Source organism: Verrucomicrobium sp. GAS474, from assembly GCF_900105685.1.
Taxonomy (GTDB): Bacteria; Verrucomicrobiota; Verrucomicrobiia; order Methylacidiphilales; family GAS474; genus GAS474.
The window spans coordinates 2265892-2291262 of the sequence record NZ_LT629781.1; the positions used below are offsets into that span (position 1 = coordinate 2265892).

Genomic DNA, 25371 nt, shown 5'->3' on the forward strand with positions numbered 1-25371 from the left:
CCGTTGAAAAACAAGGGGGGACTTAACCGTCCCCCCTTTTTGCTGCCATGATCGGCTATTCCCCCCTTCACCTCTTCTTCGCCTTCGTCGTCTTCTTCGCCGCCGGCATCGTGAAGGGGGTGACGGGGATGGGCCTGCCGACGGTGGCGATGGGGCTCCTCGGCATCGTCATGACGCCAGTCCATGCGGTGGTGTTCCAGATCGTCCCGAACTACGTCACGAACTTCTGGCAGCTCTTCACCGGTCCCGATATCCGGGGTCTCTGGCGCCGTTTGTGGACGATGATGCTTGCGCTCATCCTGGGCACGGCCCTCGGCATCGGGGCGTTGACCCACGGGGAGGGGAAATGGACGGCCTTCGGTCTCGGCGTCGTCCTCATGATCTATGCCGGGCTCGGCCTCTTCCATTACCATGCTCCGCCGCCGGGGCGGCACGAGAAATGGCTCTCGCCCGTGATGGGCGGCCTCACCGGCCTCATCGGCGGCGGGACGGGGAGCTGCATCATCCCGGCGGTCCCCTATCTCAATTCGCTGAACTTGGAAAAGGAAGAGCTGGTGCAAGCGCTGGGCCTCACCTTCACCGTCTCGAACATCGTGATGACCCTCGGCCTGGCGTGCGGCGGGGCGCTGCGTTTGCACGGCCTCGGCCTCTCGGCCCTGATGGTCCTGCCCGCCTTGCTGGGCATGTGGGTGGGACAGAAGATCCGCTATCGCGTCAGCCCGGAAACGTTCCGCCGCTGGTTCCTGATCTGTCTCTTCCTGCTCGGCCTCCAGCTGGCGGCGAAGCCGCTGTTTTCCTAGGCGACCCCTTACCGCTCCAGCTTCCAAGCGCGGTAGTGCTCGATGTACTTCCCCTTCGCCGTCCGCCGACTGAATTCCCCGACAATCGTCCGTCGCGCGAAATCGGCGCGGAGGTTCTCGGGCAACGGCGCTTCAAAGTCGTCGGTGATGTACAGGGCCACGGCATCCGCCTTTTCCCCTTCGAGGTAATTCGGCCAGAAGGAGAACTGGTTTTCCTTGAACGGAACGCGCGGCATGTAGACGCGGGGATGGCCCGGCGTGTAGAAGCCGAGTTCCCCGGTCAGCCCGTAATTGCTTCCGATGACGCAGGCGGCACCGCTCTCCCGCTGCATCGCCCCGGTCCAGGCGCCGAGTTCGGCCCAGCCCCGGAGGCGGCGGGCCGGATCGTTCTTCAGCGGGAGGAGGAGGAACGCATGGGTGACGACGATGAGGGCGAGGAAGAAAAGAATCGTCCGCTGCGTCGACGCCCGGTTCCAGGCGAGGCCCCAGGCCACGGCGAGGACAAGGCCGGAGGGATAGGCGCTGACCGCCCAGTTCGGCTGGGAGGCCTTGTTCAGGCTGACGGCGACGTAGAGGAGGAAGGTCGGCAGGAAGAGAGCGAGGAGGAACTTCTCCCCCTCGGTCGCGCGATGGCCGGGGGCGAAGACCTTCCCGGCGCTCCATAGCAGGGCGAGGAAGAAAGGGGGGAGGAAGAGGAGCGCCTGCGTGGAGAGGAACTTCCACAGTTCGCCCGGATGGAGGTGGAAGCCTTGGTCGAGGTCGCCGCGGTGCTGGAGGTGGGTGGCGGTGATCCAGCCGTGCTGCTGGTTCCACCACAGGACGGGGAGGGTGCAGAGGAGGGTGACGCCGAGGAGGAGGAGGCCGCCGCGTCCGAAGACGGCCTTGCGGTGCGCGGGGATCGAGGTGGCGAGCCCGTAGCCGAGGAAACCGAGGAGCTCGATGAGATTGATGTACTTCGCCAGGAAGCCGAGGCCGACGGCGAGGCCGGAGAGCGCCCAATGGCGGAGATTCCCGCCTTCGAGCGCATCGAGGAAGAGGTTCCCCGCCCAGACCCAGAAGAAGACCGAGAGGGGATCGATCGTCATGAGGAACGCGCCGACGGCGAAGAGCGGGATCGCGGCGGTGGCGAGCATCGTCCACAGGGCGACCTTCGGCCCGTAGAACCGGTCGGCCAGGCGGAAGATCTGCCACCCCGTCAGGGCGGCGAGGAGGACCGAGATCCAGCGGACCCCGAGGACAGTGTCCCCCGCGATCGAGGTGCCGAGGGCGATGGTCCAGCCGATGCCGGGACCCTTGCTGAAATAGCTGGCGGCGAGGTGCTTCGACCAGAGCCAGTAATAGGCCTCGTCGGGGACGAGGTCGATCGTCGTGCTGAAGGCCAGCCGGAAGAGGGTCACGATGCCGAGGAAGACGAGGCCGATCTTGGCCTCCGGGGAAAGGCGGGACATGAGGCGGCGACTCTACCGGGGGCGGCGACGGAGGGCGAATGTTCTTTGTCTTCCCCGGGGGTGCATGGTTTAATTGTTTTTCCCTGTGAAACTCTGCGACGTCACCCAGTTTTATTCCCCGAAGAGCGGGGGCGTGCGCCGTTATCTCATGGAGAAGCGCCGCTACGTCCTCGACCACACCGACGACGAGCACCACCTCATCATCCCGGGCGACAAGACCGAATATATACAGGAAGGCCGCCTCCACACCTTCACCGTCGCCTCGCCCCGCGTCGACCGGACCTCCCGCTACCGCATCCTGTTGAACACCCCGGCGGTCCGCGGCTATCTCCGCAAGGTCCGGCCCGATCTCATCGAGGCGGGCGATCCCTATCACCTCGCCTGGAGCGTGATCCATGCGGGGAAGGAACTCGGCGTCCCGGTGATCGGCTTCTACCACTCCCACTTTCCCGACGCCTACCTGCGGACGCTGCTGAAGTATTGCGGCTCCCGCATCCGCGACATGGGGATGGCTCTGGCCCGGCGCTACATCGTGAAGCTCTACAGCCGCTTCGACGCGACGCTCGTCCCGTCGGAGAAACTCAGCGCCCTGTTGCGGGAATGGGGCGTCCCCGGCGCGGTCCCGGTGAAGCTCGGCGTCGATACGGCGGCCTTCACGCCCGGCCCCCGTGATTGGGAGCTGCGGCGGAAGATCGGCGTTCCCGACGACGCCTTCCTCCTCCTCTACGTCGGACGCCTCGCGGGAGAGAAAAACGTGGCGACCCTCCTGGCCGCGTTCGAGCAGCTGAAGGCGCGGGAGTCGAAGGGGGAGGGGAAGCGCAAATACTGGCTCGCGATCCTCGGCGACGGCCCGTTGCGGCGGCTTCTCCCCGCCGTGCGGAAGCGGACCCACGCCCTCTATTGGCATTCCTTCGTCAGCGGCAGCGCCGAGCTGGCCCGGTATTACCGCGCCGCCGACCTCTTCGTCCATCCGGGGACGGTCGAGACCTTCGGCCTCGTCGCGTTGGAAACCCAGGCCTGCGGCCTCCCCCTCGTCGGCATCCGGGGGAGCAGCATGGACGCGAATATCACGGCGGGCCTCGACCTCTGGTCGCAGAAAAACACCGCGGAAGATCTCGCCCAGGCCATCGAACGGGGAGCCGGAGCCGATCTGCCGCTCCTCGGCGGCCAGGTGGCGGAACGGACGGCGGCCCGTTATTCCTGGCCGGTCGTTTGCGGGGAAATGTGGGCCCGTTACCGCGAGGTGATCGCCCGCCATCGGTCGGGAATCCGTCCCGGTCCCTCCGTTTAACTGATTTTACTGCGTTAAGCGGTAAAAGGCGGGTGAAAGCGGGTAAAACGGATTGACGGCCCGAAAGGGTCTTCCCTACGGTTTCAAACCCCCTTGGGGTTGTTTGGATATCCTTAAATTTTATGCCGCAGGAACTTAGCTACGTGATGGTGAATCCCTACACCATCTACAAATCCCGTACCGGAGGAGTGATTTCCCGACTCCTGACGCGGACCGCCCTCGACCTCGTCGGCGGCATCATGATGGCCCCTGGCGCGAAGTTCGTCGAAGAGTTCGCCGAGACCATCGTCAGCGATCCCGATCCCCGTCATCGCGCGACGCAGGAACAGATCCGCGAATACGTCCTCGCGAACTACGCCCCCGACGCCGCGAACAAGAACCGGCGCAATCGCACCATGCTCCTCCTCTTCCGCGGCAACGACGCCGTGCGGAAGACCTTCGAGGCCGTCGGCCATATCCGCCGCCCCCGCGTCGGCGGCGAGACGGTGCGCGACACCTTCGGCGATTGCATCTTCAACCGCGACGGCTCCCTCCGCTACTTCGAGCCTGCCGTCCTCACGGCACCCACCGTCGCCTCGGCAAAGAAGCAGCTCGCCATCATCGCCCGCCACATCGGCCGGGACGGCGGCCTCCTCGAGGGAATCGCCCCGACCTCCGGCGAGCGCGGCCACCAGCGGACCCTCGTCATCATCAAGCCCGACAACTTCCGCTTCCCAAGTGGCCGCCCTGGAAACGTCATCGATCTTTTCTCCCGCGCCGGCCTCGCCATCACCGGGATGAAGGTCCACCGCATGTCGGTCGCCGAGGCGGAGGCCTTCTACGGCCCGATCCTCCCTTCGCTGAAGGAGAAGCTCGGCGCGCCCGCCGCCGCCCGGGTGAAGGAACTGATCCAGTCGGCACTCGCCCTCCCCGTCTCGGAGAAGATGGAGGCCGAGATCGCCCGCCTCCTCGGCCCCGTCGCGGGCGAGGAACGGTTCCAGACCATCGTCCAGTTCATGGCCGGGAAATCGCCCCGCGAATGCCGGAACGCCGCGGAGAAGAAGGCCCCCGGCAGCGAGAAATGCATCGTCCTCGTCTACGAGGGGATCGACGCCGTGAAGAAGATCCGCGAGGTACTCGGGCCGACCGATCCCTCCCAGGCCCCTCCCGGATCGATCCGGCGCGAGTTCGGCCAGACCATGATGATCAACGCGGCCCATGCCTCCGACTCCCCCGAAAACGCCGAGCGGGAGATCGGGATCGTCAAAATGCGGGAAAATAATTTTAAATCGTTGATTCAGGCCGCGCTCAACGGCTAGCCTTCCCAACTCCAAAAGAGAAAACCGATTCACAGATTCACATTATGGAAACTGCCTCCCGTCTTCAAAAGCTGACCCCCTCTCTCACCCTTGCCATCGACAGCAAGGCGAAGGCCCTCAAGGCCGAAGGGGTCGACGTCATCAACTTCGGAGCGGGGGAACCCGACTTTGACACCCCCGACCACATCAAGGCGGCCGCCATGGGCTCCCTCGACGCGGGCTTCACGAAGTACACGCCCTCCTCGGGCATCCCCGAGCTCCGCGCCGCGATCGCCGAGAAGCTGAAGGCCGACAACGGCCTCGACTACAAGCCTTCCCAGATCATCGTGAACAACGGCGCGAAGCACTCCTGCTTCAACGCCATCCTCGCCGCCATCGAGCCCGAGGACGAGGTCATCATCCCCGCCCCCTACTGGCTCAGCTATCCCGAGATGGTGAAGATCGCCGGCGGCGTCCCGATCATCGTCCCGACGAAGGCCGAGAACGGCTACAAGATCACCCCCGAGGAATTCGAGGCCGCGATGTCGCCGAAGACCCGGATGATCATCATCAACAGCCCCGGCAACCCCACCGGCTCCATCTACACGAAGGAAGAGCTCGAGGCCCTCGCCGAGATCGCCGTCTCCGAGGAAATCCTCATCCTCTCCGACGAGATCTACGAGAAGCTCATCTTCGACGGGCAGAAGCACTTCAGCATCGCGACGATCAGCAAGGAAGTCTATAACCTCACCTTCACCGTCAACGGCTTCAGCAAGCCCTACGCGATGACCGGCTGGCGTCTCGGCTACGTCGCCGCCCCGGAGTGGGCCGCGAAGGCGATCGACTCCCTCCAGAGCCAGACCACCTCGAACCCCTGCTCCTTCGCCCAGAAGGGCGCCCTCGCCGCCTACAAGGGGCCGCAGGATTGCGTCACCCAGATGGTCGCCGAGTATGACGCCCGCCGCGCCCTCGTCATCGGCCTCGTCGAGAAGATCGAGAAGCTCACCTACGTCCGCCCCCAGGGTGCCTTCTACATCCTCCTGAACGTCGCCAAGACCGGCCTCACCTCGACCCAGTTCGCCGAGAAGCTCCTCGACAAGCAGAACGTCGCCGTCGTCCCCGGCATCGCCTTCGGCGATGACGAGGTCGTCCGCCTCTCCTATGCGACGAGCCGCGAGAACATCGAAAAGGGCCTGAAGCGGATCGGCGAATTCGTCGCCGGCCTCTAGTTCGACCCACTCAAGAAGGGCGGAATCCGAAAGGGTTCCGCCCTTTTTTGTGCGCTTGATTTAAGGCAAAAGAGGGTAGATTGGCCGGGTGCATCGCCCCGGCCTTTCTCTTGCGCTCTCTCTTTCGCTTTTCCTCGGGCTTCTGGCCCCCCTCCGGGCCGACGCGCCGCCGGAGACGCCCCACGTCCAGGCCTCGCTCTATCTCCAGTCGTGGCTCTACGAGCTTCCCCGGCCGGCGGAAGGGGAGGGCGTCCGCGCCGATCTTTCCTTCCATATCGAGAAGGGATGGCATCTCTACTGGCGCAATCCGGGCGACGCGGGCCGGGCGGTCAAGGTCCTCTGGCACCTCCCCGACGGCTGGACGGCGGAGCCGCTCCAATGGCCCGTGCCGAAGATCTACACCCTCGGCACGCTGACCGATTACGGCTACGAGGGGGACCTCGTCCTCACCGCCGTCCTCCGCCCCCCGGCCCTGGAAACGAGGAAACCCAAGCTCAATCCCGCGCAGGTTTCGGCCGAGCTCGTCTGGCTGGTCTGCAGCCCCGAGGCGTGCCTCCCCGGCCACACGCTCCTCCGGCCCTCGCCGGAACCCGCCGGGACGAAGATCTATCACGACGATTCCGAGGTCTTCCCGAAACCCCTGCCCAAGGGCGAGGCGACGCTCCGGGAGGCGGGGGCCTATCTCCAGCTCTCGCTTTCCGATGCGGACGGCCTCCCTTCCTCCGGCCCCCTCCGCTTCATCCCCTACGCGCGGGGACTCATCGCGAACGGGGAGCGGCAGTTCGCCGTCCGTTCCGCGCAGGGGATCGAGCTGCGCGTGAAGAAGGCCGAGGGAGCCGATGCCTTGCCCGAGACGGTCGAGGGGCTCCTCCTCGCCGTCGATGCGGGGCGGGGCTGGGAGATCAAGGCGCGGGTCTTGCCGCCGCTCCCGGTCGCGCCGCCCTCGTCGGGTTCCGGGACCGGCTTCCCCTTCGCCGCCCTCGGCCTCGCCTTCCTCGGCGGGCTGTTGCTGAATCTGATGCCGTGCGTCCTGCCGGTCCTCTCGCTGAAGGTGCTGGCCCTGGTTTCGATGCCCCGCAGGGAGGGGCTGCGGCACGGCCTCGCCTACACCGCCGGGGTGGTGCTCTCGTTCCTCGCGCTCGCCGGTCTCCTCCTCGCCCTGCGGGCGGCGGGCGGGCGGTTCGGGTGGGGATTCCAGCTCCAGTCCCCCGCGTTTGTCGTCCTCATCGCGGCCCTCTTCTGGGCGATCACGCTCAATCTTCTCGGCCTCTTCGAGATCGGCGAGGGGCTCGCCGCCCGGGGCGGGGCGGTGCTGGAGGGCCGGAAGAAGAGCGTCATCGCCCCCTTCCTCGGCGGGCTCCTCGCCGTCATCGTCGCCACGCCGTGCACTGCCCCCTTCATGGGGACGGCCCTCGGGGTCGCCTTCTCCCAGTCGGCCGGGGTGGCGCTCCTCATCTTCGCCGCCCTCGGCCTCGGCCTCGCCGCGCCCTACCTCGCGTTGGCGGCCAATCCCGCCTGGCTCCGGTTCGTCCCGAAGTCGGGCGGCTGGATGGTCTGGTTCCGCCGCCTCCTCGCCCTCCCGATGGCGGTGACGGTCGTCTGGCTGGTCTGGGTCTTCCATCGGGAGACGGGAGGCGGGGCCGTCCTCCTGCTCGCCCTCGGCGCGGTGCTCTGCGCGGCGGCCCTGTTCGGGAAGTGGGAGGGGAAGACGATGGTCTCGCGACTCGCCGTCCACACCGCGGCCCTCCTCCTCGCCGGGGCGGCGATCTCGGCGGCGATGGTCTATCACGGCGTGCCGAAACCCGCCTCTGCCGCCGCCGATTCCGCGCAAGGGGAAGGCGATTGGATTCCCTATACGAATGAGCGGCTCGAGGCGGCCCGCGAGGCCGGGAAGCCGGTCTTCGTCGATTTCACCGCCGACTGGTGCCTTCCCTGCCAGGTGAACAAACAGGTCCTCGACGCGCCCGAGGTGGCCGCCCGTTTCAGGGAAAAGGGAGTCGTCCGCCTGATCGCCGACTGGACGCGGAACGATCCCGAGGTGACGGCCGCCCTCGCCGCCGCCGGTCGGCCCAGCGTCCCGCTCTCCCTCCTCTACGGATCGAATCCGGCCCTCCCGCCCAAGATCCTCCCTTCGCTTCTGACGAAGCGGGCGGTGCTCGATGCGTTGGATGTGCTAGATTCCCTTAAATGAAGCAGGCGAAATTCATTTTCCTCCTGCGCCTTCTTTTCCTCGTTCTCTGGTGCGCGGGCGTCTGGGGATTCCTCGCCTGGGCGGGGACCTTCCCTTCCGGCTCCCGTTCCACGGCGAAGGCGGGCGGGCCGCGCCATCTCGATTGGAATGTCTTCTTCACCCGGAACCTCCTCCACGCCCTGCCCATCGCGAACCGCTTCGACTACCCGCTCCGCCCGCCCGACGGAGCCGGGGCGGCGATCGGCAAGACCTTCGGCCCCGCCGCCGGGAACCACGCCGGGGAAGACTGGAACACGGCCGCCGGAGACGGCGACCTCGGGGAGCCGGTCTACTCCCCCGCCGACGGGTGGGTCTCGCTCGCCCTCGATTTCCAGAGCGCCTGGGGAAAAGTCGTCCTCATCGATTACCGCCTTTCCCCCGGCCTCCAGCCGGCGGCGGTCGAGATGATGTTCGCCCACCTCCAGCGGATCGACGTGAAGCCCCAGACTTTCGTAAAGCGGGGGGAACAGATCGGCACCGTCGGCAACGCCGACGGCGTCTATCAGGCCCACCTCCATTGGGAGGTGCGGAACCGGCTCGGTCTCGGCCTCGGCGGAGCCTATTCGGACGACCTCGCGCCGTGGTTCGCGCCGAGCGATTTCGTCGCCGCCCATCGCGGCGACAACCGCACCGGAGCCGCGGCGGCGACGAAGGCCCGGCGGCTCCCGCCCGCGCAGTGGGAGCAGTGGGGCGGCGATTGAGGCGAGATTAGGATGGCTTTCCGTCGAAGTGGCGTGTAGCACGTAAGGCCATGAGCGATCCCTTCTCCCCGACTGAAATCCCGGCGTCCAATTCGTATACCCTGAAACGGGTTAACCCGATCCAGGCGGGCAAGGTCGTCGGGTTGACGTACGGGGCCTTGGCGTTGCTGTTTGTCCCCTTCTTCCTTCTCTTCGGCATTGCCTCGCTCTTTGCGAAACAACAAGGTGCGGCCGTGGCTGGCGTGGGTGGCATCGCCCTGTGCCTCTTCCTTCCCGTGCTTTACGCTATCCTGGGATTCATCTTCGGTGCCCTCGGCGCATGGGTCTACAACCTCGTCGCCAAGTGGGTGGGCGGGTTGAAGTTCGAGATCGAAAAGGGGGCCTAGCCCAGCCTCTTTGATCCCTTCGGGATCAGGACAAGGCTAATCCTCCCGCTCCCCCATCGCCTTCTTCACGGCCCAGATCACGATCAGGGCGAGGGGAAGCAGGACGAGGAGGACAAACGGGCGGCTCTTCAACATCGGCGCCCGCATCCCCAGCCGGGAAAAGAGGAAGAGCGCCCCGACGGCAATCGCCGAGCCGGTCACGAGGCGGAGGAGGGCGGCCATAATCGGCTAGCGCGGGAAACGCCGCTCGACCTCGGCCAGGACGGCCTCCGGCAACACGCACTTCTCCGGCCAGCCCCGCGTGTAACCCTCGCCCGGGAGCTTCCGCGTGGCGTCGAACCCGGCGTGGCTGCCGATGTTCTCGACCGTCACGGCGTGGTCGAGGGCGTCGACGGGGCCTTTCGTGAAGAGGCTGTCGCGCTGGGGATCGATGTTCGCGCAGAGGTGGAAGAGGACGTCGGAGGTGTTCCGCACGTCGACGTCGGCGTCGACGACGATGATCAGCTTCGTGAACATCATCTGCCCCATCCCCCAGAGACCGTGCATGATCTTGTAGGCCTGGTAGGGGTACTGTTTTTTGATGCTGACGAAGACGAGATTGTGGAAGACCCCCTCGGCGGGCAGGGCGATGTCGACGATCTCGGGGAAGTTCATCTTGAACACCGGGAGGAAGAGATCGACGGCGGCGGTGCCGAGGTAGAAGTCCTCCATCGGCGGCTTCCCGACGATGGTGGCCGGGTAGAGGGCGTCCTTCCGGTGGGTGATGCAGGTGACGTGGAAGGTGGGGTAGCCGTCGACGGGGGTGTAGAAGCCGGTGTGGTCGCCGAAGGGGCCCTCGGGCCGGAGCGGCTCGGTCGGGTCGACGTAGCCCTCGATGACGAAGTCGGAATCGGCGGGGACTTCGAGGTCGGAGGTCTCGCACTTCACGAGGGGGATCGCCTTCTTCCGCAGGAACCCGGCGAGGAGCAATTCGTCGAGGCCATCGGGGAGGGGGGCGGTCGCCGCGAAGGTCAGCGCCGGATCGCCGCCGAGGCAGACGGCGACGGGCATCCGCTGGCCGGTCTCGTAGTAGCGTTTCCCGTGGCGGGCGGCGACCTTGTGGGTCTGCCAATGCATCCCGGTCGTCCACCCGTCGTAGACCTGCATCCGGTACATGCCGATGTTCCGGGAGCCGTTGTCGGGATCGCGGGTATAGACGTTCGGCAGGGTGACGAAGGGGCCGCCGTCGGCAGGCCAGCACTTCAGGATGGGGAGGAGATCGAGGCCCTTGCCTTCGCCCGCCTTCAGGATCACCTCCTTGCACGGCCCCGAGGAGACGCGCGAGGGGCGGGTGTGGATGAGATCGATGCCGTTCCGCAGGAGATCCCACGCCTCGCGGAGGGAGGTCGGGGGCTTCGCCTTCACGATCGCCCCGATCTGCTTCTCGATCTCGCGGTGGTTCTCGACGCCGAGGGCGAGGCTCATCCGGCGGCGGGAGCCGTAGGCGTTGATCAGGAGGGGGAAGGCCGAGAGGGTCCCGTCGAGGAGGCGGGGCTGCTCGATGAGGAGGGCCTTGCCCCCGCCGGGGCTCTTCATCTCGCGGTCGGCGAGGGCGGTCACCTCGAGGTCGACCGAGACGGGGCCCTTGATGCGGATGAGCTCGCCCTCGGCTTCGAGCCGTTGGGCGAAGGCGGACATGGAGGCGTACGACATATTAAATGCCCGAGCCGTCTTTTTCCGGCGTCGGGATGTGGAGGCCGCACTCGCGCTTGAGGCCGAAGAAGCGGGTCTCCTCCTCGGTCATTCCCTCGGAGAGCTTCCGCGTCGTGTGGGTGTCGCCGATCGAGACGTAGCCTTGTTCCCAGAGGGGATGGTAGGGGAGGTTGTGTTTCGTGAGGTAGGTGTAGATGTCCTTGTCGGTCCAGTCGATGATCGGATGGACCTTCAGGAGGCCGTTCTGGACGGCGAGGACGCCGAGTTCCTTGCGGGTCGCCGCCTGCTGCCGCCGCAGCCCGGCGAGCCAGGCCCAGGCGTTCAGCTCGGCCAGGGCGCGCTGCATCGGCTCGACCTTGCGGAGGGCGTTGTACTCGGTGATCCCCTCGACGCCCTGTTCCCACAGGAGGCCGTGGCGGGCCTCCATCCACGAGGGGGAGAGCGGGGCGCTGTAGACCTTGAGGTTCAGCTTCAGTCGCGCGGCGAGGGTGTCGACGAATTGGTAGGTCTCGACGAAGTGGTAGCCGGTGTCGATGAAGACGACGGGGATGCCGGGGGCGATCCGCGTCGCCATGTGGAGGGAGACGGCGGCCTGCGCGCCGAAGCTCGAGCTGAGGACGAGGCGCTCCCCGAACGTCGCGATGGCCCAGGCGGTCCGTTCCTCGGCGGTCTTCCCGGCGAGGGCGGCCTCGGCGGCGGCGAGGTCGAGTTGAAGCGGCGCGAAGCGGGTCTGGGCTTCGGAATGGGGGGCGGAAGCGGTCACGGAAAAAGGGGTTTCAGAATGGTCTACTTGTCCGATAGACATTTAAAATAGCCATTGTCAAAACATTATCGGTTGCCCATGGTAACGGCAATGACTCATTTGGACAAACTCGAAGCGCAGAGCCTCTTTATTTTCCGGGAGGCCTATCATGCGTTCAAGAAACTCGCCATGCCGTGGTCGATGGGGAAGGACTCCAACGTCCTCATCTTCCTGGCGAAAAAGGCGTTCTGCGGCCACATCCCTTTCCCCCTCCTCCACATCGACACGACCTACGAGTTCCCGCAGATGATCGAGTTCCGCGACTGGGCGGTGAAGAAGTACGACCTCGACCTCATCGTGAAGATCAACGAGGAGGCCCGCGCCCGCGGCATCGGCTACGAGACCCACGACCCCGTCACCGTGACCCACGAGCTGAAGACAGTCGCCCTCCAGCAGGCGATGGCCGAGCACGGCTGGCACGGCCTCATCACCGGCATCCGCCGGGACGAGGATTCGACCCGCGCGAAGGAACGCTATTTCTCCCCCCGCAACGCCGAGTTCGAGTGGGACTACAAGGACCAGCCGCCCGAGTTCTGGAACCAGTTCACCACCACGATCAAGCCGGGCGAGCACGTCCGCGTCCAGCCCCTCCTCGACTGGGCCGAGATCGACATCTGGTCCTACATCAAGCGGGAGAACATCCCCGTCCCGCAGCTCTACTTCGCGAAGGACGGCAAGCGGTACCGCTCCATGGGCTGCAAGCCGATCACGAAGGCGATCGACAGCAACGCCGCGACGATCGACGAGATCATCGAGGAACTGCGCCACACGAAGACCTCCGAGCGGGCGGGCCGCGCCCAGGACCACCACGAGCGCAACGCGATGCAGAAGCTCCGCGCCAAGGGCTTCATGTAAGAAGCCCCGCCGGCCTTTCCCTCCCACTCCTTTCCCTTAATTCCGTACCCTCCCGTCCCCATGTCTTCCGAATTGGAACGCCTTAAAATCGTCATCGTCGGCCACGTCGACCATGGCAAATCGACCCTCATCGGTCGTCTCTTCTTCGACACGAACTCGTTCCCCGAGGGGAAGGTCGAATCGATCCGCAAGGCCTGCGAGGCCGAGGGGATGGACTTCGAATACTCCTTCCTCCTCGACGCCCTCCTCGAGGAGCAGGAGCAGAACATCACGATCGACACCACCCAGATCCAGTTCCAGACGCCGAAGCGGAAGTACGTCATCATCGACGCCCCCGGGCACAAGGAGTTCCTCAAGAACATGATCACCGGCGCGGCGAGCGCCGACGCGGCCATCCTCCTGATCGACGCGAAGGAAGGCGTCCAGGAGCAGTCCCGCCGCCACGGCTTCCTCCTCTCCCTCCTCGGGGTGAAGCAGGTCATCGTCGCCGTGAACAAGATGGACCTCGTCAACTTCGACCAGGCGAAATTCGCCGCCATCGAGAAGGAATACCGCGAGTTCCTCGGGAAGCTCAACGTCGTCCCCTCCCACTTCATCCCCATCGCCGCCCGCCACGGGGACAACATCGTCGGGTCGAGCGCGAACCTGCCCTGGCACCAGGGGCTCTCGATCGTCGAGGCCCTCGACGCCTTCGCCTCGCCGGGCTCCTCCTCGGAGCTGCCGCTCCGGTTCTCCGTCCAGGACGTCTACCGCTTCGACGAGCGCCGGATCATCGCGGGCCGGATCGAGACGGGCCGCCTCCGCGTCGGCGACGAACTCGTCTTCTGGCCCGACCGGAAGCGGAGCAAGGTAAAGTCGATCGAATGGTGGGGCGCGACCGAGCCGAAGACCGAGGCCGAGGCCGGGTTCTCGACGGCGGTGACGCTTGAGGAACAGATCTTCGTCGAGCGCGGCCAGATCGCCTCCCACAAGGGCGAGGGCCCCGTCGAGGGGCGCGAGATCCGGGCCCGCCTCTTCTGGCTCCACGACACGCCGCTCGACCTCAACCAGTCCTACACCCTCCGCCTCGCTTCCCAGTCGGTCAGCGCCCAGGTCACGAAGATCGAGCGGGTCATCGACTCGAGCACCCTCGAGGTCTCGTCCGAGGCCGGGTTGGCGACGCAGGTGCGGAAGAACGAGGTCGCCGAGATCGTCCTCCGCACGCGGAAGCCGCTCGCCTTCGACAACGGCGACCGGATCACCGAGACCGGCCGCTTCGTCCTCCAGCAGGGCTCCCGCATCGGCGGCGGCGGCGTCATCTACGACGCCCAGTACGCCGCCGACGCCGAGGGGGTGAAGAGCGACAACATCACGTGGGTCGAGGGCGAGGTGACGAAGGAGCTCCGCGACCGCCATTACGGCCATCAGGGCGCGGTGGTCTGGTTCACCGGCCTCTCCGGCTCGGGCAAGTCGACCCTCGCGGGACGGCTCGAACGGGCGCTCTTCCAGAGCGGCATCGGCGCGACGATCCTCGATGGCGACAACCTCCGCCACGGCCTCTGCGCGAACCTCGGCTTCTCCGACGAGGATCGCGTCGAGAACATCCGTCGCGCGGGCGAGACGGCGAAGCTGATGGCCGAGGCCGGCCTCGTCGTCGTCACCTCCCTCATCTCCCCCTTCCGGGCCGACCGGAAGCGGGTCCGCGACATCTGCCGCGAGGGGGGCGTCCCCTTCATCGAGGTCTACGTCAACGCCCCGCTCGAAGTCTGCGAGGCGCGCGACGTGAAGGGGCTCTACAAGAAGGCCCGGGCCGGGGAGATCAAGAAATTCACCGGCATCGATTCCCCCTACGAGGCCCCGGAAAAGCCCGACATCGAGCTGAAGACCGCCGAGATCTCCCATGACGAGGCGATCGCGCTCCTGCTGGAACGGGTCCGCCGCCTGGCGAATCCCGGCGAGACGCTGATCCCGCCCGGCGAAGAGATCTAGTTTCGGATCGGGTTCCGGCCAGGAAAAGTGAAAAGCCGTCTGGCCTACAGGGTCAGACGGCTTTTCTTTTTTGACCGGAGAGGGGGGGACTCCGGCCAAATTTTGCCCACCCGGGCAAAATCTTTCAGTAACCTATCGCATGCTTTGTTTGTTCCCCCATGGAGGGGGACCGCTCATTGCATGAAGGAAAGCCTAACCGATTCCCCGTCGGCGCGGTATCGGACGGAGGCGGAAAAGGGACGTCTCATTTGTCCTACAAGCGGAGAAGGGAGAGGGTGGCGAAGATGCGCCCTGAAATGAGAAAAGCCGTCCGGCCTACAGGGCCGGACGGCTTCGCTTTTTGAACCGAGGAGGGGGGGAACCCCGGTCCATCTTTGCCCACCCGGGCAAATCGCTTTTACTGTCCTGCGGTGGTCGCCGTCTTCCTCGGAAGGGGCTCGCACTGCATGGAAGAGACCTTATCCGATTCCAGGTTACTCCGGTATCGGACGGAGGCTGAAAATGGACGTCTCATTTGTCCTACAAGGCCCAAACGAATCGGGCAGGCTGTGTAGGCAAATTTCCTAAGCGGCCCCTCGGCGAATGGCTTCGGAGGCTGATGAATAGGGGAATCCGCGCCTTCGGGAGGATGGTTGATCCTCTCATCTTTTTACCCCATAAAGTAAAAAGAACCGACACCGAACGGGAAATAATCCCGCTTGCGGGGCGGTAATAAAAAAAGAGCATCCCCGAAGGGATGCTCTTTTTTCGCCCGGACGGAGGAAGGACTAACCTTCGATCGTGTTGAGCTCGACGGGCTCGACCTGGACGCCCTCGGCCTCGAGCCAGACGACGGCCGATTTGAGGACTTCCCGTTCCCCCTCGAACTCGAGGGCGACGATGCCGACGTCCTTCGTGACGCTGGCGTTGCGGAGGCTGAAGACGAGGTCGAACTTCCGCGCCAGCGTGCAGAGCAGGGGCTTCTGGACGTTGGAGGGGTTGTAGGTCAGCCAGTATCGCTGGGTTTCGATGGCCATGGGTTTCTCCGTTGCGATCAACCCCCGGCGATGGCGGGGACGATGCTGATTTCGTCGGTCGGCTTGATGGGGGTCGCCTTTTCCTGGAGGAAGCGGATGTCCTCGCCGTTGACGTAGATGTTCACGAAGCGGCGGACGTTGCCCTTGTCGTCGACGAGGCGCTCGCCGATGCCGGGGAAGGCCTTGTCGAGGTTCGTGAGGATTTCCTCGATGGTGCCGCCCTCGACGGCGACGACTTCCTGGTTGCCGGTGAGGTTCCGCAGGGGGGTGGGGATGGTGACTTGGGTCGACATGCTGTTCTTCTTTCTTTCGGTTAAATGAGTGAAGGGGTCTTAAGCGGCCGCCTCGACCGCGCTCCCGTTCAGGAGGCTGTCGAACTCGCGGATGCTGGGGTTGATGATGCGGGGCGCGCCGACGTGGTCGGCGACGGCCTCGGCGGTCTTCAGCCCGTTGCCGGTGATGCAGAGGACGGCCGACTCGTTCGCCGGGATCTTCCCGGTGGCGATCAGCTTCTTCGCGCAGGCGACGGTGACGCCGCCCGCGGTCTCGGCGAAGATCCCCTCGCATTCGGCGAGCATCTTGATCCCCTCGATGATCTCCTCGTTGGTGGCGTCCTCGGAGGCCCCGCCGTTCTCGCGGATGGCGTGGACGGCGTAGTAGCCGTCGGCGGGGGTGCCGATGGCGAGGGACTTCGCGATGGTGTCGGGCTTCGGCACGGGGCGGATGATGTCGGTCCCCGCCTTGTAGGCGGCGGTGATCGGGTTGCAGCCGCTGGCCTGGGCGCCGTGGACGGTGAAGCCCGCCTCGTCGAGGAGGCCGACCTTGACCAGTTCCTGGTAGGCCTTGGTGATCTTCGTGAGGAGGGAGCCGCTGGCCATCGGGACGACGGTGTGGCGCGGGAGCTGCCAGCCGAGCTGCTCGGCGATCTCGAAGCCCATGCTCTTCGACCCCTCGGCGTAGTAGGGCCGGAGGTTGACGTTGACGAAGCCCCAGCCGTATTTCCCGGCGATCTCGGAGCAGAGCCGGTTCACCTGGTCATAGGCGCCGCGGATGCCGACGACGTTCGTGCCGTAGACGAGGCTGTTCAGCACCTTGCTCCGCTCGAGGTCGTAGGGGATGAGGACGTAGCTCTTCAGCCCGGCGGCGGCGGCGTTCGCGGCGACGCTGTTCGCGAGGTTGCCGGTCGAGGCGCAGGCGACGATCTCGAAGCCGAGCTCGCGGGCGCGGGAGAGGGCGACGGAGACGACGCGGTCCTTGAAGGAGAGGGTGGGGTAGTTGACCGTGTCGTTCTTCACGTAGAGCTCGCGGATGCCGAGGGCCTTGGCGAGGCGGTCGGCCTTGACGAGGGGGGTGAAGCCGACCTGGAGGCCGACGGTGGGATCGCCGTCGATCGGGAGGAGCTCCCGGTAGCGCCACATGCTCTGGGGGCGCGAGGCGATGGCCTGGCGGCTGATGCTCTTCTTGATCTTGTCGTAGTCGTAGGCGGCTTCGAGGGGGCCGAAGTCGTACTCGCAGACGTGGATCGCCTTCTTTTCGTAGAGGCGGCCGCACTCGCGACACTTGAGGTTGCTGAAAAATTCCGTTCCCATGGCTCTGTTGATGACTGTTTGTTTTCTTCCTCCGCACGGGAAATCCGGCAGTGGAGAGAAAGCAAGGGGAAGGGAGGGGAGGACCGTGGGTATGAGTTTTCCAACTCGTCCCGTTAAGGTTCGTGAGAACCCTGCGTCTAGGTCATCGCACCTCTTATCCTTCACCGGGCGGAGACGCCGTTTTTAAGGGGCGTCCCTCTCCAATGCTGGGTTTAGCACCTGCCGGAAGGGAGTGGGCTTTTGCCCGAATCGTACTTCCCGGTTGCCGCGACATCGTAAGGCCAGTCCCTCCGTCGCTCTCGATAAGATTGGGGTGAATCTTGCGTAGGAAGGGCTGATTGTCAATAGTCTTCCTCATGCCGTCCCCCCTGCCGCCCTCTTCCCTCCTCTCCGTCTCCGAGGCCCGGAAACGGATCGACGGGGGGGTCTTTCCGCTCCCTCCCGAGGCGATCCCGCTCGACCGGGCCCTGGCCGAAAACCGGGTCCTCCGCCAGGGCGTCGAGGCCGATGCCGACAGCCCCCCCTTCGACCGTTCCGCGATGGACGGCTATGCGATTGCGGCAGGCGAGGGGGAGGTCTTCCGCGTCGTCGGCGCGGTGCGGGCGGGCGAGGTCTTCGCGGGGCCGCTGCCGTTGGGGAAGGGGACCTGCGTGCGGATTTTCACCGGCGCGGCAGTGCCCGAAGGTACGGTCCGCGTGGTGATGCAGGAGGAGGCGCAAGCGGCAGGGAAGGAGGGGGCGGAAGTCCGCTTCAATCCCGCCGCGCTCGGCACCGAATACCCGCTCTTCCTCCGTCGCCGGGGAGAGGAATATCGGCGCGGGGACCGGTTGATCGGGGAGGGGAGCCGGATCGGCCCGGTCGAGGCGGGGGTCCTGGCGATGACCGGGGTGGCCCTGCCCCGCGTTTCCCCGAGGCCGAAGGTGACCCACCTCGTGACCGGCGGGGAGTTGGTCCCCCCGGGAGAGACGCCGGGGGAAGGGCAGATCCGCGATTCCAATTCGAGCCTCGTCGCCGGGCTGGTCGCCGGTGCGGGCGGCGCGTTGGTCCGGCAGGTCCGCGTGGGGGACGATCTGGCGGTGCTGGAGCGGGAGGTGGCCGAGGCGCTGGCGGGGGGAAGCGATCTCCTCCTGATCTCGGGCGGGGCCGGGGCGGGGGAGACCGATTTCGGGCTCCGGGTCCTCGAGGAGGCCGGGTTTGCCGTCGATTTTGCCGGGGTCGCAGTGAAGCCGGGGAAGCCGGTGATCTTTGCCCGGAAGGGGAAGAGCGTCGCCTTTTGCCTGCCGGGGAATCCGCTCTCCCATTACGTGGTTTTCCAGCTCTTCGTCCGGCGGGCCCTGGTTTTGCTGCAAGGGGGATCGATGGAGGCGGCTGAACAGGTTGACTTCATCGACTGGGACGGGGAACCGCTCGAAGGCGGGGTGCGGGAGACCTACCACCCGTGCCATTGGAAAATCATTTCGGGCCGAATTGAGGCACGGGTTTTGAACTGGACGAGTTCCGGCCATCTGGTCAGTCTCTATGGGGCCAACGGGATGCTGGTATCGGGGCGCGATTCCTCCCGGGTGCGGCTGATCCGCTGGCTTTAGATTTTCGATCCCGGGGCGGTCCTTCGGGTGATTACGGTAGTGCGGTTGCAATTGTTTTCTCGAAACTTCAGATCATTGTAGATCATCAAAAAACCTCGGTTTTTACGGTATTGGTATGGCTCTCATTAGCACGGAAGAAGTTCAGGTCGGCATGACGCTGGAAAAGGACGTGAAGAACAGCCATGGCCAGGTCCTGATCCGTTCCGGCATGGAACTGAAGGAACGCCACCTCACGCTGATCCGTTCCTGGGGTGTCACCGAGGTCGTGGTGCGCGGCGAGGAGAAGCCGAAGGGCGAGGCGATCGACGTCAGCCCCGAGGCCTATGCCTGGGCCGAGAACTCCCTGAAGCTCCGCTTCTCCAAGGCCCCGCTGAACGATCCGGTGATGCAGGAAATTTTCCGCCAGAGCGTGATGCGGAAGGCCCGCACCATCCCCGTCTGATCCCGATCCCGATTTTCCGCCCTTCCCTTTCCCTATGCCGCCCGAACCCGCCGAAGACCCTCTCCTGACCCCGACGGGCGGCGATCCGATCCGCCGCCTCCTCGACGGGCTGACGGAGATCCCCTCCCTGCCCGCGATCTACATGGAGATCAAGCGCGAGGTCGACAATCCCTACTCCTCCATCACCCAGATCGGCGAGGTGATCAGCCGGGACCAGAGTCTCACGGCCCGCCTCCTGAAGCTCGCGAACAGCGCCTTCTTCGGCTTCCCCCGGCGGATCGAGACGATCTCCGAGGCCGTCTCCGTTATCGGCCTGAAGCAGGTCCGCGACCTCGCCCTCTGCACGAAAGTCATCGAGATGTTCGAGGGGATTCCCGACGACCTCTTCGACACCACCGCCTTCTGGAAGCACAGCATCGGCTGCGGCATCACGGCCCGCGTCCTCGCCTCCTACCATCGGGAGCCGAATGTCGAGCGGTTCTTCGTCGCCGGGCTGCTCCACGACATCGGCCGCCTCGTCCTCTGCCTCGGGATGCCGGACAAGATGGGCCAGGCCCTCGCCCTCTCCCACAGCAACGGCACCTTCCTCTACCGCGCGGAGCGGGAGGTCATCGGCTTCGACCACGCCGACGTCGGCGCGGCCCTCATGGAACTCTGGGACCTGCCGGAGAGCCTCTCCGCCGCCGCCGCCTACCATCACCGGCCCGGCATGGCCCTCCGCTTCCCGCTCGAAAGCTCCTTCGTCCACCTCGCCGACCTCCTCGCCCACGCGATGGAACTCGGGTCGAGCGGCGTCGATTACGTCCCCCCCCTCTCGATCGAGGCGTGGAAGCGGGTCAACCTGAAGCCGACGATCTTCGGGGGGGCGATGCGCGAGATCGACCGGCAGTTCGTCGACGTGGTGAAGATTTTCCTCGATACCTCCAAGAGGTAAAAAGAGGTAAAAGCGGAAATCGGTTGTCCGGGGGACCGGCTCGCTATGGCTGAAACTGAAAACGACGTCCGCCCCCCGGGGGAGTTCTGGCGGTCCGCCTCGCGGCGCGACGCCTACGAGGAACTCCTCGGGAAGATGTCGTCCCTGGAGACCTTCCAGCGGCAGATCCGCGAATGCCTGAACGAGGACGAGGCCTTCCGCATCGCCGGGGACCACGTCTTCCGCCTCGTCCCCTTCGAGGAGGCCGGCTTCTGGGTCGCCGATCCCGAGACCTTCGAGTTCGTCCTCCGCCACGCCCGCCTCTCCGCCGGCGTCGAGGGAATGGGGATCGAGGGGATCGTGAAGGGGGAGATCGCCGCGGGGACCTTCGCCTGGGCGCTGAAGCAGACGCGGGCGATCGTCGTCACCAACAACGAGACGGGGAAGAGCCTCTACCTCGCCGCCCTCACCACGCGGGCGCGGACCCTCGGCATGTTCGTCGGCGTCCTCTCCCCGGAGCGGGTGCGGACGATCGAGAACGCCCGGGAAATCCTCTCCATCGTCTTCCTCGGCCTCACCTACACGCTGGAGAACTTCCAGCTCCTCGGGGAGCTGAAGCATTACAACGAGCACCTCCAGGAACTCGTCCAGATCCGCACCGACGAGGTGATGCGGAAGAGCGCCGACCTGAAGCGCGAGTCGGCCGACCGCCGCCGCGCCGAGGACGCCCTCCTGCGGAGCGAGACGCGCTATCAGACCGTCTTCCTCGCCCTCGACGACGGTGTCGTCATCCTCAACCTGGGCGGCCGCGTCGTCGGGAGCAACCCGAGCGCGGCGCGCCTCCTGGGCCTCCCCGAGGAGGAGCTGGGCGGCGTCCCCCATTTCGAGACCCGCTGGAGCTGGAGTTCCGAGGACGGACGCCGGATCGAGACCGCCGACCTCCCCTTCGTCGCCGCGCTGAAGACCGGCCAGGCGAAGATCGGGCGGGTCCTCGGCTTCGTCGACGACCGGGGGACCCGGCGCTGGTTCCGGGTCAACGCCCAGCCGCTGAAGGAGGAGGGCGAGACGACCCACAGCGGCGTCGTCATCTCCTTCTCCGACGTCACCGAGAAGCGCGAGGCCGAGGAGGAGCTCTACCGCAGCGAGGAGCGGCTCCGCAACGCCCTCGACGCCGCCGAGGACGGCCTCTGGGACTGGAACATCAAGACGGGCCGCTGGATCTGGAACCGCTGCTACATGACGATGCTCGGCTACTCCCCCGAGGCCTTCGAGCCGGGCGAGTCGACCTGGCGCAGCCTGATCCATCCCGACGACCTCGTCCACGTCCTCCGGCTGCGGGACGACCACCTCAACGGGCGGAACCCGCTCTACGAGGCCGAATACCGGATGCGGACCGCCGCGGGCGGCTGGAAGTGGGTCCTCGACCGCGGCCGCGTCGTCGCCCGCGATTCCGACGGTCAGCCCCTCCGTGTCGTCGGCCTTCACCAGGACACCACCGTCCGCCGCCAGGCCGAGGAGAGCCTCCGCGCCTCGAAGGTCTCCGCCGAGGAGGCGACGCGGGCGAAGAGCAATTTCCTGGCGATGATGAGCCACGAGCTGCGGACCCCGATGAACGGCATCATCGGCTTCACGAACCTCCTCGCCGGGACCCCGCTGAACCGGGAGCAGCGCGATTACGTCCAGCTCGTCGGCCTCAGCAGCACCCAGCTCCTCGCGATCCTGAACGACCTCCTCGACTTCTCGAAGATCGAGGCGGGCCAGTTCGTCCTCGAGAACAGCGCTTTCCATCTCCGGCAGAACCTCGACGAGTTCCTCGACCTCTGCGCCGCGCAGGCCCGGGAGAAGAAGCTCTACCTCCGCCTCACCGTCGACGAGGCCCTCCCGGAGATCCTCGTCGGCGATCCGACGCGCCTCCGCCAGATCCTCCTCAACCTCGTCGGGAACGCCATCAAGTTCACCGAATCGGGCGGGGTCGAGGTGACGGTGAAGCCGTGCGCCCTTTCGACGGAATTGGCCGAGCTGACCGGCCTTCCCGGCCTCCTCTCGGGCTCGCGGAAATTCGTCGAGTGGAGCATCCGGGACACCGGCATCGGGATCCCGAAGGCGAAGCACGAGATCCTCTTCCAGCCTTTCATCCAGGCCGATTCCTCGACCACGCGGCGCTACGGCGGGACCGGCCTCGGCCTCGCCATCTGCCGCCGCCTCAGCGAGGCGATGGGCGGCGGCATCTGGCTCGAATCGGAGGAGGGGAAGGGCTCGACCTTCCACTTCGTCACGCCGATCGACGAGACGGCCGATTTCTAGAAGCTCTACGTTGAGACAGGGCTTTTGCCGCCAAGTTCGCCGAATATGCCGTCACGCTCCCCTTTGATCTTCTGGCTTCTGCTGGTCCTGATATCGGGTATCGGACGGGCGGCGATTGTTTCCGAGGGGAGCCGGGAGAGCGGCCTCGTCGTCGAGGGGGACATCGACCTGCCGGTCCACGACCTCTACGGCGTGGTCTCGCAATTCGGAGCGGCCCTCTCGCCCGCCCCGCCGTCCGACGGCACCGCCTTCCCCCCGGCCCGGCTGACGGTCCACGTGGAGCGGCAGAACCCGGGCGACGCCCCGAGGGAGGCCGAGATCGATTGCCTGACCCGGAAACGGGAAACCGATGTCCGCGTCGTCGTCTATGTCGGCTCCCCCGCGCCGGTCGAGGGGTGGCTGCGGGAGATCGTCCGCGGGCTCCTCTATCGCCGGGCGGCGATGCTCGGTGCCCGCTATGCGGAGGGGAGCGAGCCGCCGCCGCTCCCCTACTGGATCGTCGAGGGGGCCTACCAGACCGTGACGGGGCGGAACGAGGAGACCTTCAAGGCCGTCTCCCGGCGCGCCCGCCTCTTCGGCAAGGTCCCGCTCGTCGAGACGGTGATCGGCTGGGAGAATGGCGGAGAAGAGGTTCCCGCCGATCCGGTGACCGAGACGTGGCGCGGGGCGTTCTGCTGGGGCCTCTATCTTTTCTACCAGACCGCCCCGGGCCATCGCGGCGACCTCGACCGCTGGTTCGCCTCCCTGCCGGGCGGCGACGTCCCGCTCCAGGCGGGGAAGGCGGCCGAAAAGGAATGGGTCGAATTCCAAAAGACGTTGGGAAAGAAACGGGACGATCTCGTCTACGCCTGGGACCTGTACTCCTGGGATCGGAGCCAGAGCGAGCTGGAGGCGCTGAACACGATTTCGTTCCCCGCCTGGACGCCGCCTTCCAAGCCGGGGGCGAGCGACAAGAAAGAGGCCGACAAGAAAATGAGGGAGGAGGAAGCGAAGGCGGCGGTCGCGCTCTCCTCGAAGCAGGGCCGTCCCGAGGGGGCTGCGGTTCCAGCTCCAGCATCGGCTCCGGCGACCGATCGGGCCTGGGAGGCGATGACGCTGCCGCTCGCCGACCTGCCGCAGGAGGCGGGCCACCCGCTCTTCGCCGCCACGTTGCGGGAGCGGATCGACAAGCTGATCGTCCTGGAGATGCGGGCGAATTTCGCCTGGCGTCCGGTGATCGCCCTCGAACGGGACGCGCTGATGGCGCTGATCAATCCCGATCCCCTCGTGGCGGCGACTTATCCGACGCGGCTTTCCTACGCGGCGACGGCCCAGGCCCGCCTCGGCGGCCTGGCGGGGCGGATGACTGATTACGTCAACTGGTTCGAGGTGAACCGCCGCTCGGGAGACGAGGCCTCGCAGGGGGAATTCGGCGGCTATTTTGCGCTGATGGGCCGATTTGAAGTGTTGAGGGCGTTGCGGGAGAAGTGATGGGACCGAAGCGCCTCAGGGCTTCGCCACCGGTCCGTACGCTTCGAGAAGTCCATCGACCACGCATCCCGCGTATTCCCGGAAGATGCTCTTGTATTCCTTCCCCTCGAAGGTCCGTTCCCCCTCGTAATCCCCGGCGACGAACCGCTTTGCCGAAAGCCGGTTGTTCATGAAGTAGGGCTCGGTCGTGATGACGGGGCCGTCATCCTGTCGGCTGGCCCCCAGGTTCCGCGCCACCACGTCGTAATTCTCCTCGTGGACGAGGCGGGTCGTCGGCGAGTTCCCGTAGGGGACGGGCGGGAGTCCCGTCGCCTTCTTGAACGCCCGGGCGATGGCGGCGGCGACGTCGTACTCGACCGGCGCGACGCGGGCGAAGGTCTTGTAGAGCATCCGGAACCGGATGTCGGGATCGGCGACCTCGTCGGGCATGTAGGCCCCCTCGACGAAGAAGATGTTCTGATTCGGCCCGATGAGGTGGCCGGAACCGCTGGACGGGGTCGCGTTGATGTAAAGGACGAGGGTGACGTCGGCCTTGGGGAACTCCCGGCGGATCTTCTCGGCGCGGGAGAGGAACTCGTACTTCCGCTCGAAGAGGATGTGGCTCATCAATTCGAGGCGGGAGGGGGAGATGAACGTCGCCTCGGGATGCTTTTTCAGGATCGTCTCCCGCGCCTCGCCGAGGAGCCCGGCCGGGCGGGCGTCGGTGACCGGCTCCGGCGTCGTCCGGGTCGGGAAGACGACGGCACCGAGGGCGGTCAATTCCTTGGTCAGGATCGCGGCGGTGATGAGGTTGAGGTCGCCCTCCTGGAGCCGTCCGACCCCCTCGTATTCGATCGAGCGGTCCTCGATCTGTCCCCACGCGCCGCCGATGTGGCCGGGGTCGATGGCGATGCGGAGGCCGTCGAGGGGCCTGCCGGAGGGCTTCGGCCCGGCGCGGAACTCGGCCGGGGTCCGGAAATCGGCGTGCTTCTTCTTCTCCCCGACGACGGGGGCGAAGGCGATCCGGATGTCGGGCTCCCCCGTTTTCTCCGGCGTGGCGAAGACGGCGAGGGCGTCGTCGCCGAGGGTGCTCTGCTTCAGGAGGGAGCGCGAGGGGTCGAAGAGGGGGAGGGTCTCCTCGAACTCGGCCCGGGTCATCGTCCCGTCGTAACGCTGGAGCCAGGCCCACGCCTCGGGATGATCGGTGACGGCGGCGGGGGGGAGGGGACCGGAGGCCTGGGCCTTGCATCCCGAAAGAAGGAGGCCGAAGGCGGCGCAAACGAGGCAGACGAAGGGGGAGGGGACCCGGAAAACCGACATGGGGGCGAAGAATGGAGATCCCCCCCGGCGATGACAAGCGGGAATGCCCCCCCTCTATCTGATTTGCTATCAG

The 25371-nt window shown here is 66.1% G+C and carries 22 protein-coding genes and 1 riboswitch; of the genes, 14 read left to right on the forward strand and 8 right to left on the reverse strand.

Features of this window, described 5'->3' with window-relative positions:
* The first annotated feature begins 47 nt into the window (after positions 1-47).
* Positions 48-800 carry a sulfite exporter TauE/SafE family protein gene (locus tag BLU04_RS09375; protein WP_093285066.1) on the forward strand — a complete coding sequence of 251 codons (753 nt, stop codon included), beginning with the start codon at positions 48-50 and terminating at the stop codon, positions 798-800.
* Positions 801-808: 8 nt separating this feature from the next.
* On the opposite strand, the gene BLU04_RS09380 is transcribed toward BLU04_RS09375, so the two are convergent.
* Positions 809-2248, reverse strand: coding sequence for a glycosyltransferase family 39 protein (locus tag BLU04_RS09380; protein WP_093285069.1), 1440 nt, complete (start codon positions 2246-2248; stop codon positions 809-811).
* Between the two features lie 85 nt (positions 2249-2333).
* Between BLU04_RS09380 and BLU04_RS09385 the strand changes: the two genes are divergently transcribed.
* The 6 genes from BLU04_RS09385 (at position 2334) to BLU04_RS09410 (ending at position 9362) form a co-directional block, all read left to right on the forward strand.
* Complete coding sequence (locus BLU04_RS09385) at positions 2334-3539, forward strand: glycosyltransferase (protein WP_093285071.1); 1206 nt, start codon at positions 2334-2336, stop codon at positions 3537-3539.
* A gap of 122 nt (positions 3540-3661) precedes the next feature.
* A complete protein-coding gene (locus tag BLU04_RS09390) occupies positions 3662-4837 on the forward strand; it encodes a nucleoside-diphosphate kinase (RefSeq protein ID WP_093285074.1) in 1176 nt (391 codons plus the stop codon).
* A 44-nt stretch (positions 4838-4881) separates the two neighbouring features.
* Positions 4882-6045, forward strand: coding sequence for a pyridoxal phosphate-dependent aminotransferase (locus BLU04_RS09395; RefSeq protein WP_093285077.1), 1164 nt, complete (start codon positions 4882-4884; stop codon positions 6043-6045).
* An 88-nt stretch (positions 6046-6133) separates the two neighbouring features.
* Positions 6134-8236, forward strand: coding sequence for a thioredoxin family protein (locus BLU04_RS09400; protein ID WP_093285079.1), 2103 nt, complete (start codon positions 6134-6136; stop codon positions 8234-8236).
* Complete coding sequence (locus tag BLU04_RS09405) at positions 8233-8976, forward strand: M23 family metallopeptidase (RefSeq protein ID WP_093285082.1); 744 nt, start codon at positions 8233-8235, stop codon at positions 8974-8976. The genes BLU04_RS09400 and BLU04_RS09405 overlap by 4 nt, the downstream gene beginning before the upstream one ends.
* 50 nt (positions 8977-9026) lie before the next feature.
* Positions 9027-9362 carry a hypothetical protein gene (locus BLU04_RS09410; RefSeq protein ID WP_093285084.1) on the forward strand — a complete coding sequence of 112 codons (336 nt, stop codon included), beginning with the start codon at positions 9027-9029 and terminating at the stop codon, positions 9360-9362.
* Between the two features lie 36 nt (positions 9363-9398).
* Here BLU04_RS09410 and BLU04_RS09415 read toward each other — a convergent pair whose 3' ends face one another.
* The 3 genes from BLU04_RS09415 to BLU04_RS09425 are packed head-to-tail and all read right to left on the reverse strand — an operon-like array spanning position 9399 to position 11817.
* Positions 9399-9584, reverse strand: coding sequence for a hypothetical protein (locus tag BLU04_RS09415; protein WP_093285087.1), 186 nt, complete (start codon positions 9582-9584; stop codon positions 9399-9401).
* Positions 9585-9590: 6 nt separating this feature from the next.
* Positions 9591-11039 carry a menaquinone biosynthesis decarboxylase gene (locus BLU04_RS09420; protein ID WP_231964850.1) on the reverse strand — a complete coding sequence of 483 codons (1449 nt, stop codon included), beginning with the start codon at positions 11037-11039 and terminating at the stop codon, positions 9591-9593.
* Between the two features lie 16 nt (positions 11040-11055).
* Positions 11056-11817: a phosphoadenylyl-sulfate reductase gene (locus tag BLU04_RS09425; protein ID WP_255360049.1), complete on the reverse strand. Its 762-nt coding sequence runs from the start codon at positions 11815-11817 to the stop codon at positions 11056-11058.
* 90 nt (positions 11818-11907) lie between these two features.
* On the opposite strand from BLU04_RS09425, the gene cysD reads away from it, so the two are divergent.
* Positions 11908-12711 carry a sulfate adenylyltransferase subunit CysD gene (gene cysD, locus BLU04_RS09430; RefSeq protein ID WP_093285095.1) on the forward strand — a complete coding sequence of 268 codons (804 nt, stop codon included), beginning with the start codon at positions 11908-11910 and terminating at the stop codon, positions 12709-12711.
* Positions 12712-12771: 60 nt separating this feature from the next.
* A complete protein-coding gene (gene cysC / locus BLU04_RS17100) occupies positions 12772-14679 on the forward strand; it encodes an adenylyl-sulfate kinase (RefSeq protein WP_093285098.1) in 1908 nt (635 codons plus the stop codon).
* A 767-nt stretch (positions 14680-15446) separates the two neighbouring features.
* Here cysC and BLU04_RS09440 read toward each other — a convergent pair.
* The 3 genes from BLU04_RS09440 to thrC are packed head-to-tail and all read right to left on the reverse strand — an operon-like array spanning position 15447 to position 17284.
* A complete protein-coding gene (locus BLU04_RS09440; RefSeq protein WP_093285100.1) occupies positions 15447-15695 on the reverse strand; it encodes an NIL domain-containing protein in 249 nt (82 codons plus the stop codon).
* Between the two features lie 17 nt (positions 15696-15712).
* Positions 15713-15988, reverse strand: coding sequence for a ubiquitin-like small modifier protein 1 (locus tag BLU04_RS09445; protein WP_093285103.1), 276 nt, complete (start codon positions 15986-15988; stop codon positions 15713-15715).
* 39 nt (positions 15989-16027) lie between these two features.
* The gene (gene thrC, locus BLU04_RS09450) at positions 16028-17284 is read right to left on the reverse strand and encodes a threonine synthase (protein ID WP_093285105.1); all 1257 of its coding nucleotides are present in this window, start codon (positions 17282-17284) and stop codon (positions 16028-16030) included.
* Positions 17285-17435: 151 nt separating this feature from the next.
* Positions 17436-17593, reverse strand: a riboswitch (SAM riboswitch).
* A 47-nt stretch (positions 17594-17640) separates the two neighbouring features.
* Here thrC and BLU04_RS09455 point away from each other — a divergent pair.
* The 5 genes from BLU04_RS09455 (at position 17641) to BLU04_RS09475 (ending at position 23999) form a co-directional block, all read left to right on the forward strand.
* A complete protein-coding gene (locus BLU04_RS09455; RefSeq protein WP_093285108.1) occupies positions 17641-18870 on the forward strand; it encodes a molybdopterin molybdotransferase MoeA in 1230 nt (409 codons plus the stop codon).
* Between the two features lie 115 nt (positions 18871-18985).
* A complete protein-coding gene (locus BLU04_RS09460; protein WP_093285110.1) occupies positions 18986-19312 on the forward strand; it encodes a hypothetical protein in 327 nt (108 codons plus the stop codon).
* 34 nt (positions 19313-19346) lie between these two features.
* On the forward strand, positions 19347-20246 hold the full coding sequence (locus BLU04_RS09465; RefSeq protein ID WP_093285113.1) for an HDOD domain-containing protein: 900 nt from the start codon (positions 19347-19349) through the stop codon (positions 20244-20246).
* A gap of 45 nt (positions 20247-20291) precedes the next feature.
* A complete protein-coding gene (locus BLU04_RS09470; RefSeq protein WP_093285115.1) occupies positions 20292-22529 on the forward strand; it encodes an ATP-binding protein in 2238 nt (745 codons plus the stop codon).
* Between the two features lie 63 nt (positions 22530-22592).
* Positions 22593-23999 (forward strand): hypothetical protein, encoded by a 1407-nt coding sequence (locus BLU04_RS09475; protein ID WP_093285118.1) that lies wholly within the window; start codon positions 22593-22595, stop codon positions 23997-23999.
* Between the two features lie 15 nt (positions 24000-24014).
* On the opposite strand, the gene BLU04_RS09480 is transcribed toward BLU04_RS09475, so the two are convergent.
* Positions 24015-25298 carry an N-acetylmuramoyl-L-alanine amidase gene (locus BLU04_RS09480; RefSeq protein WP_093285121.1) on the reverse strand — a complete coding sequence of 428 codons (1284 nt, stop codon included), beginning with the start codon at positions 25296-25298 and terminating at the stop codon, positions 24015-24017.
* Positions 25299-25371 lie beyond the last annotated feature (73 nt).

What these genes read in the sequence shown, in the direction of transcription:
- BLU04_RS09390 (WP_093285074.1), top strand. Translation starts at nt 3,662, where the DNA reads ATGCCGCAGGAACTTAGCTACGTGATGGTGAATCCCTACACCATCTAC.
- BLU04_RS09395 (WP_093285077.1), top strand. Translation starts at nt 4,882, where the DNA reads ATGGAAACTGCCTCCCGTCTTCAAAAGCTGACCCCCTCTCTCACCCTT.
- BLU04_RS09455 (WP_093285108.1), top strand. Translation starts at nt 17,641, where the DNA reads ATGCCGTCCCCCCTGCCGCCCTCTTCCCTCCTCTCCGTCTCCGAGGCC.
- BLU04_RS09375 (WP_093285066.1), top strand. Translation starts at nt 48, where the DNA reads ATGATCGGCTATTCCCCCCTTCACCTCTTCTTCGCCTTCGTCGTCTTC.
- BLU04_RS09410 (WP_093285084.1), top strand. Translation starts at nt 9,027, where the DNA reads ATGAGCGATCCCTTCTCCCCGACTGAAATCCCGGCGTCCAATTCGTAT.
- BLU04_RS09470 (WP_093285115.1), top strand. Translation starts at nt 20,292, where the DNA reads ATGGCTGAAACTGAAAACGACGTCCGCCCCCCGGGGGAGTTCTGGCGG.
- BLU04_RS09480 (WP_093285121.1), bottom strand. Translation starts at nt 25,298, where the DNA reads ATGTCGGTTTTCCGGGTCCCCTCCCCCTTCGTCTGCCTCGTTTGCGCC.
- BLU04_RS09440 (WP_093285100.1), bottom strand. Translation starts at nt 15,695, where the DNA reads ATGGCCATCGAAACCCAGCGATACTGGCTGACCTACAACCCCTCCAAC.
- BLU04_RS09405 (WP_093285082.1), top strand. Translation starts at nt 8,233, where the DNA reads ATGAAGCAGGCGAAATTCATTTTCCTCCTGCGCCTTCTTTTCCTCGTT.
- BLU04_RS09460 (WP_093285110.1), top strand. Translation starts at nt 18,986, where the DNA reads ATGGCTCTCATTAGCACGGAAGAAGTTCAGGTCGGCATGACGCTGGAA.
- BLU04_RS09415 (WP_093285087.1), bottom strand. Translation starts at nt 9,584, where the DNA reads ATGGCCGCCCTCCTCCGCCTCGTGACCGGCTCGGCGATTGCCGTCGGG.
- cysC (WP_093285098.1), top strand. Translation starts at nt 12,772, where the DNA reads ATGTCTTCCGAATTGGAACGCCTTAAAATCGTCATCGTCGGCCACGTC.
- cysD (WP_093285095.1), top strand. Translation starts at nt 11,908, where the DNA reads ATGACTCATTTGGACAAACTCGAAGCGCAGAGCCTCTTTATTTTCCGG.
- thrC (WP_093285105.1), bottom strand. Translation starts at nt 17,284, where the DNA reads ATGGGAACGGAATTTTTCAGCAACCTCAAGTGTCGCGAGTGCGGCCGC.
- BLU04_RS09380 (WP_093285069.1), bottom strand. Translation starts at nt 2,248, where the DNA reads ATGTCCCGCCTTTCCCCGGAGGCCAAGATCGGCCTCGTCTTCCTCGGC.
- BLU04_RS09445 (WP_093285103.1), bottom strand. Translation starts at nt 15,988, where the DNA reads ATGTCGACCCAAGTCACCATCCCCACCCCCCTGCGGAACCTCACCGGC.
- BLU04_RS09420 (WP_231964850.1), bottom strand. Translation starts at nt 11,039, where the DNA reads ATGTCCGCCTTCGCCCAACGGCTCGAAGCCGAGGGCGAGCTCATCCGC.
- BLU04_RS09465 (WP_093285113.1), top strand. Translation starts at nt 19,347, where the DNA reads ATGCCGCCCGAACCCGCCGAAGACCCTCTCCTGACCCCGACGGGCGGC.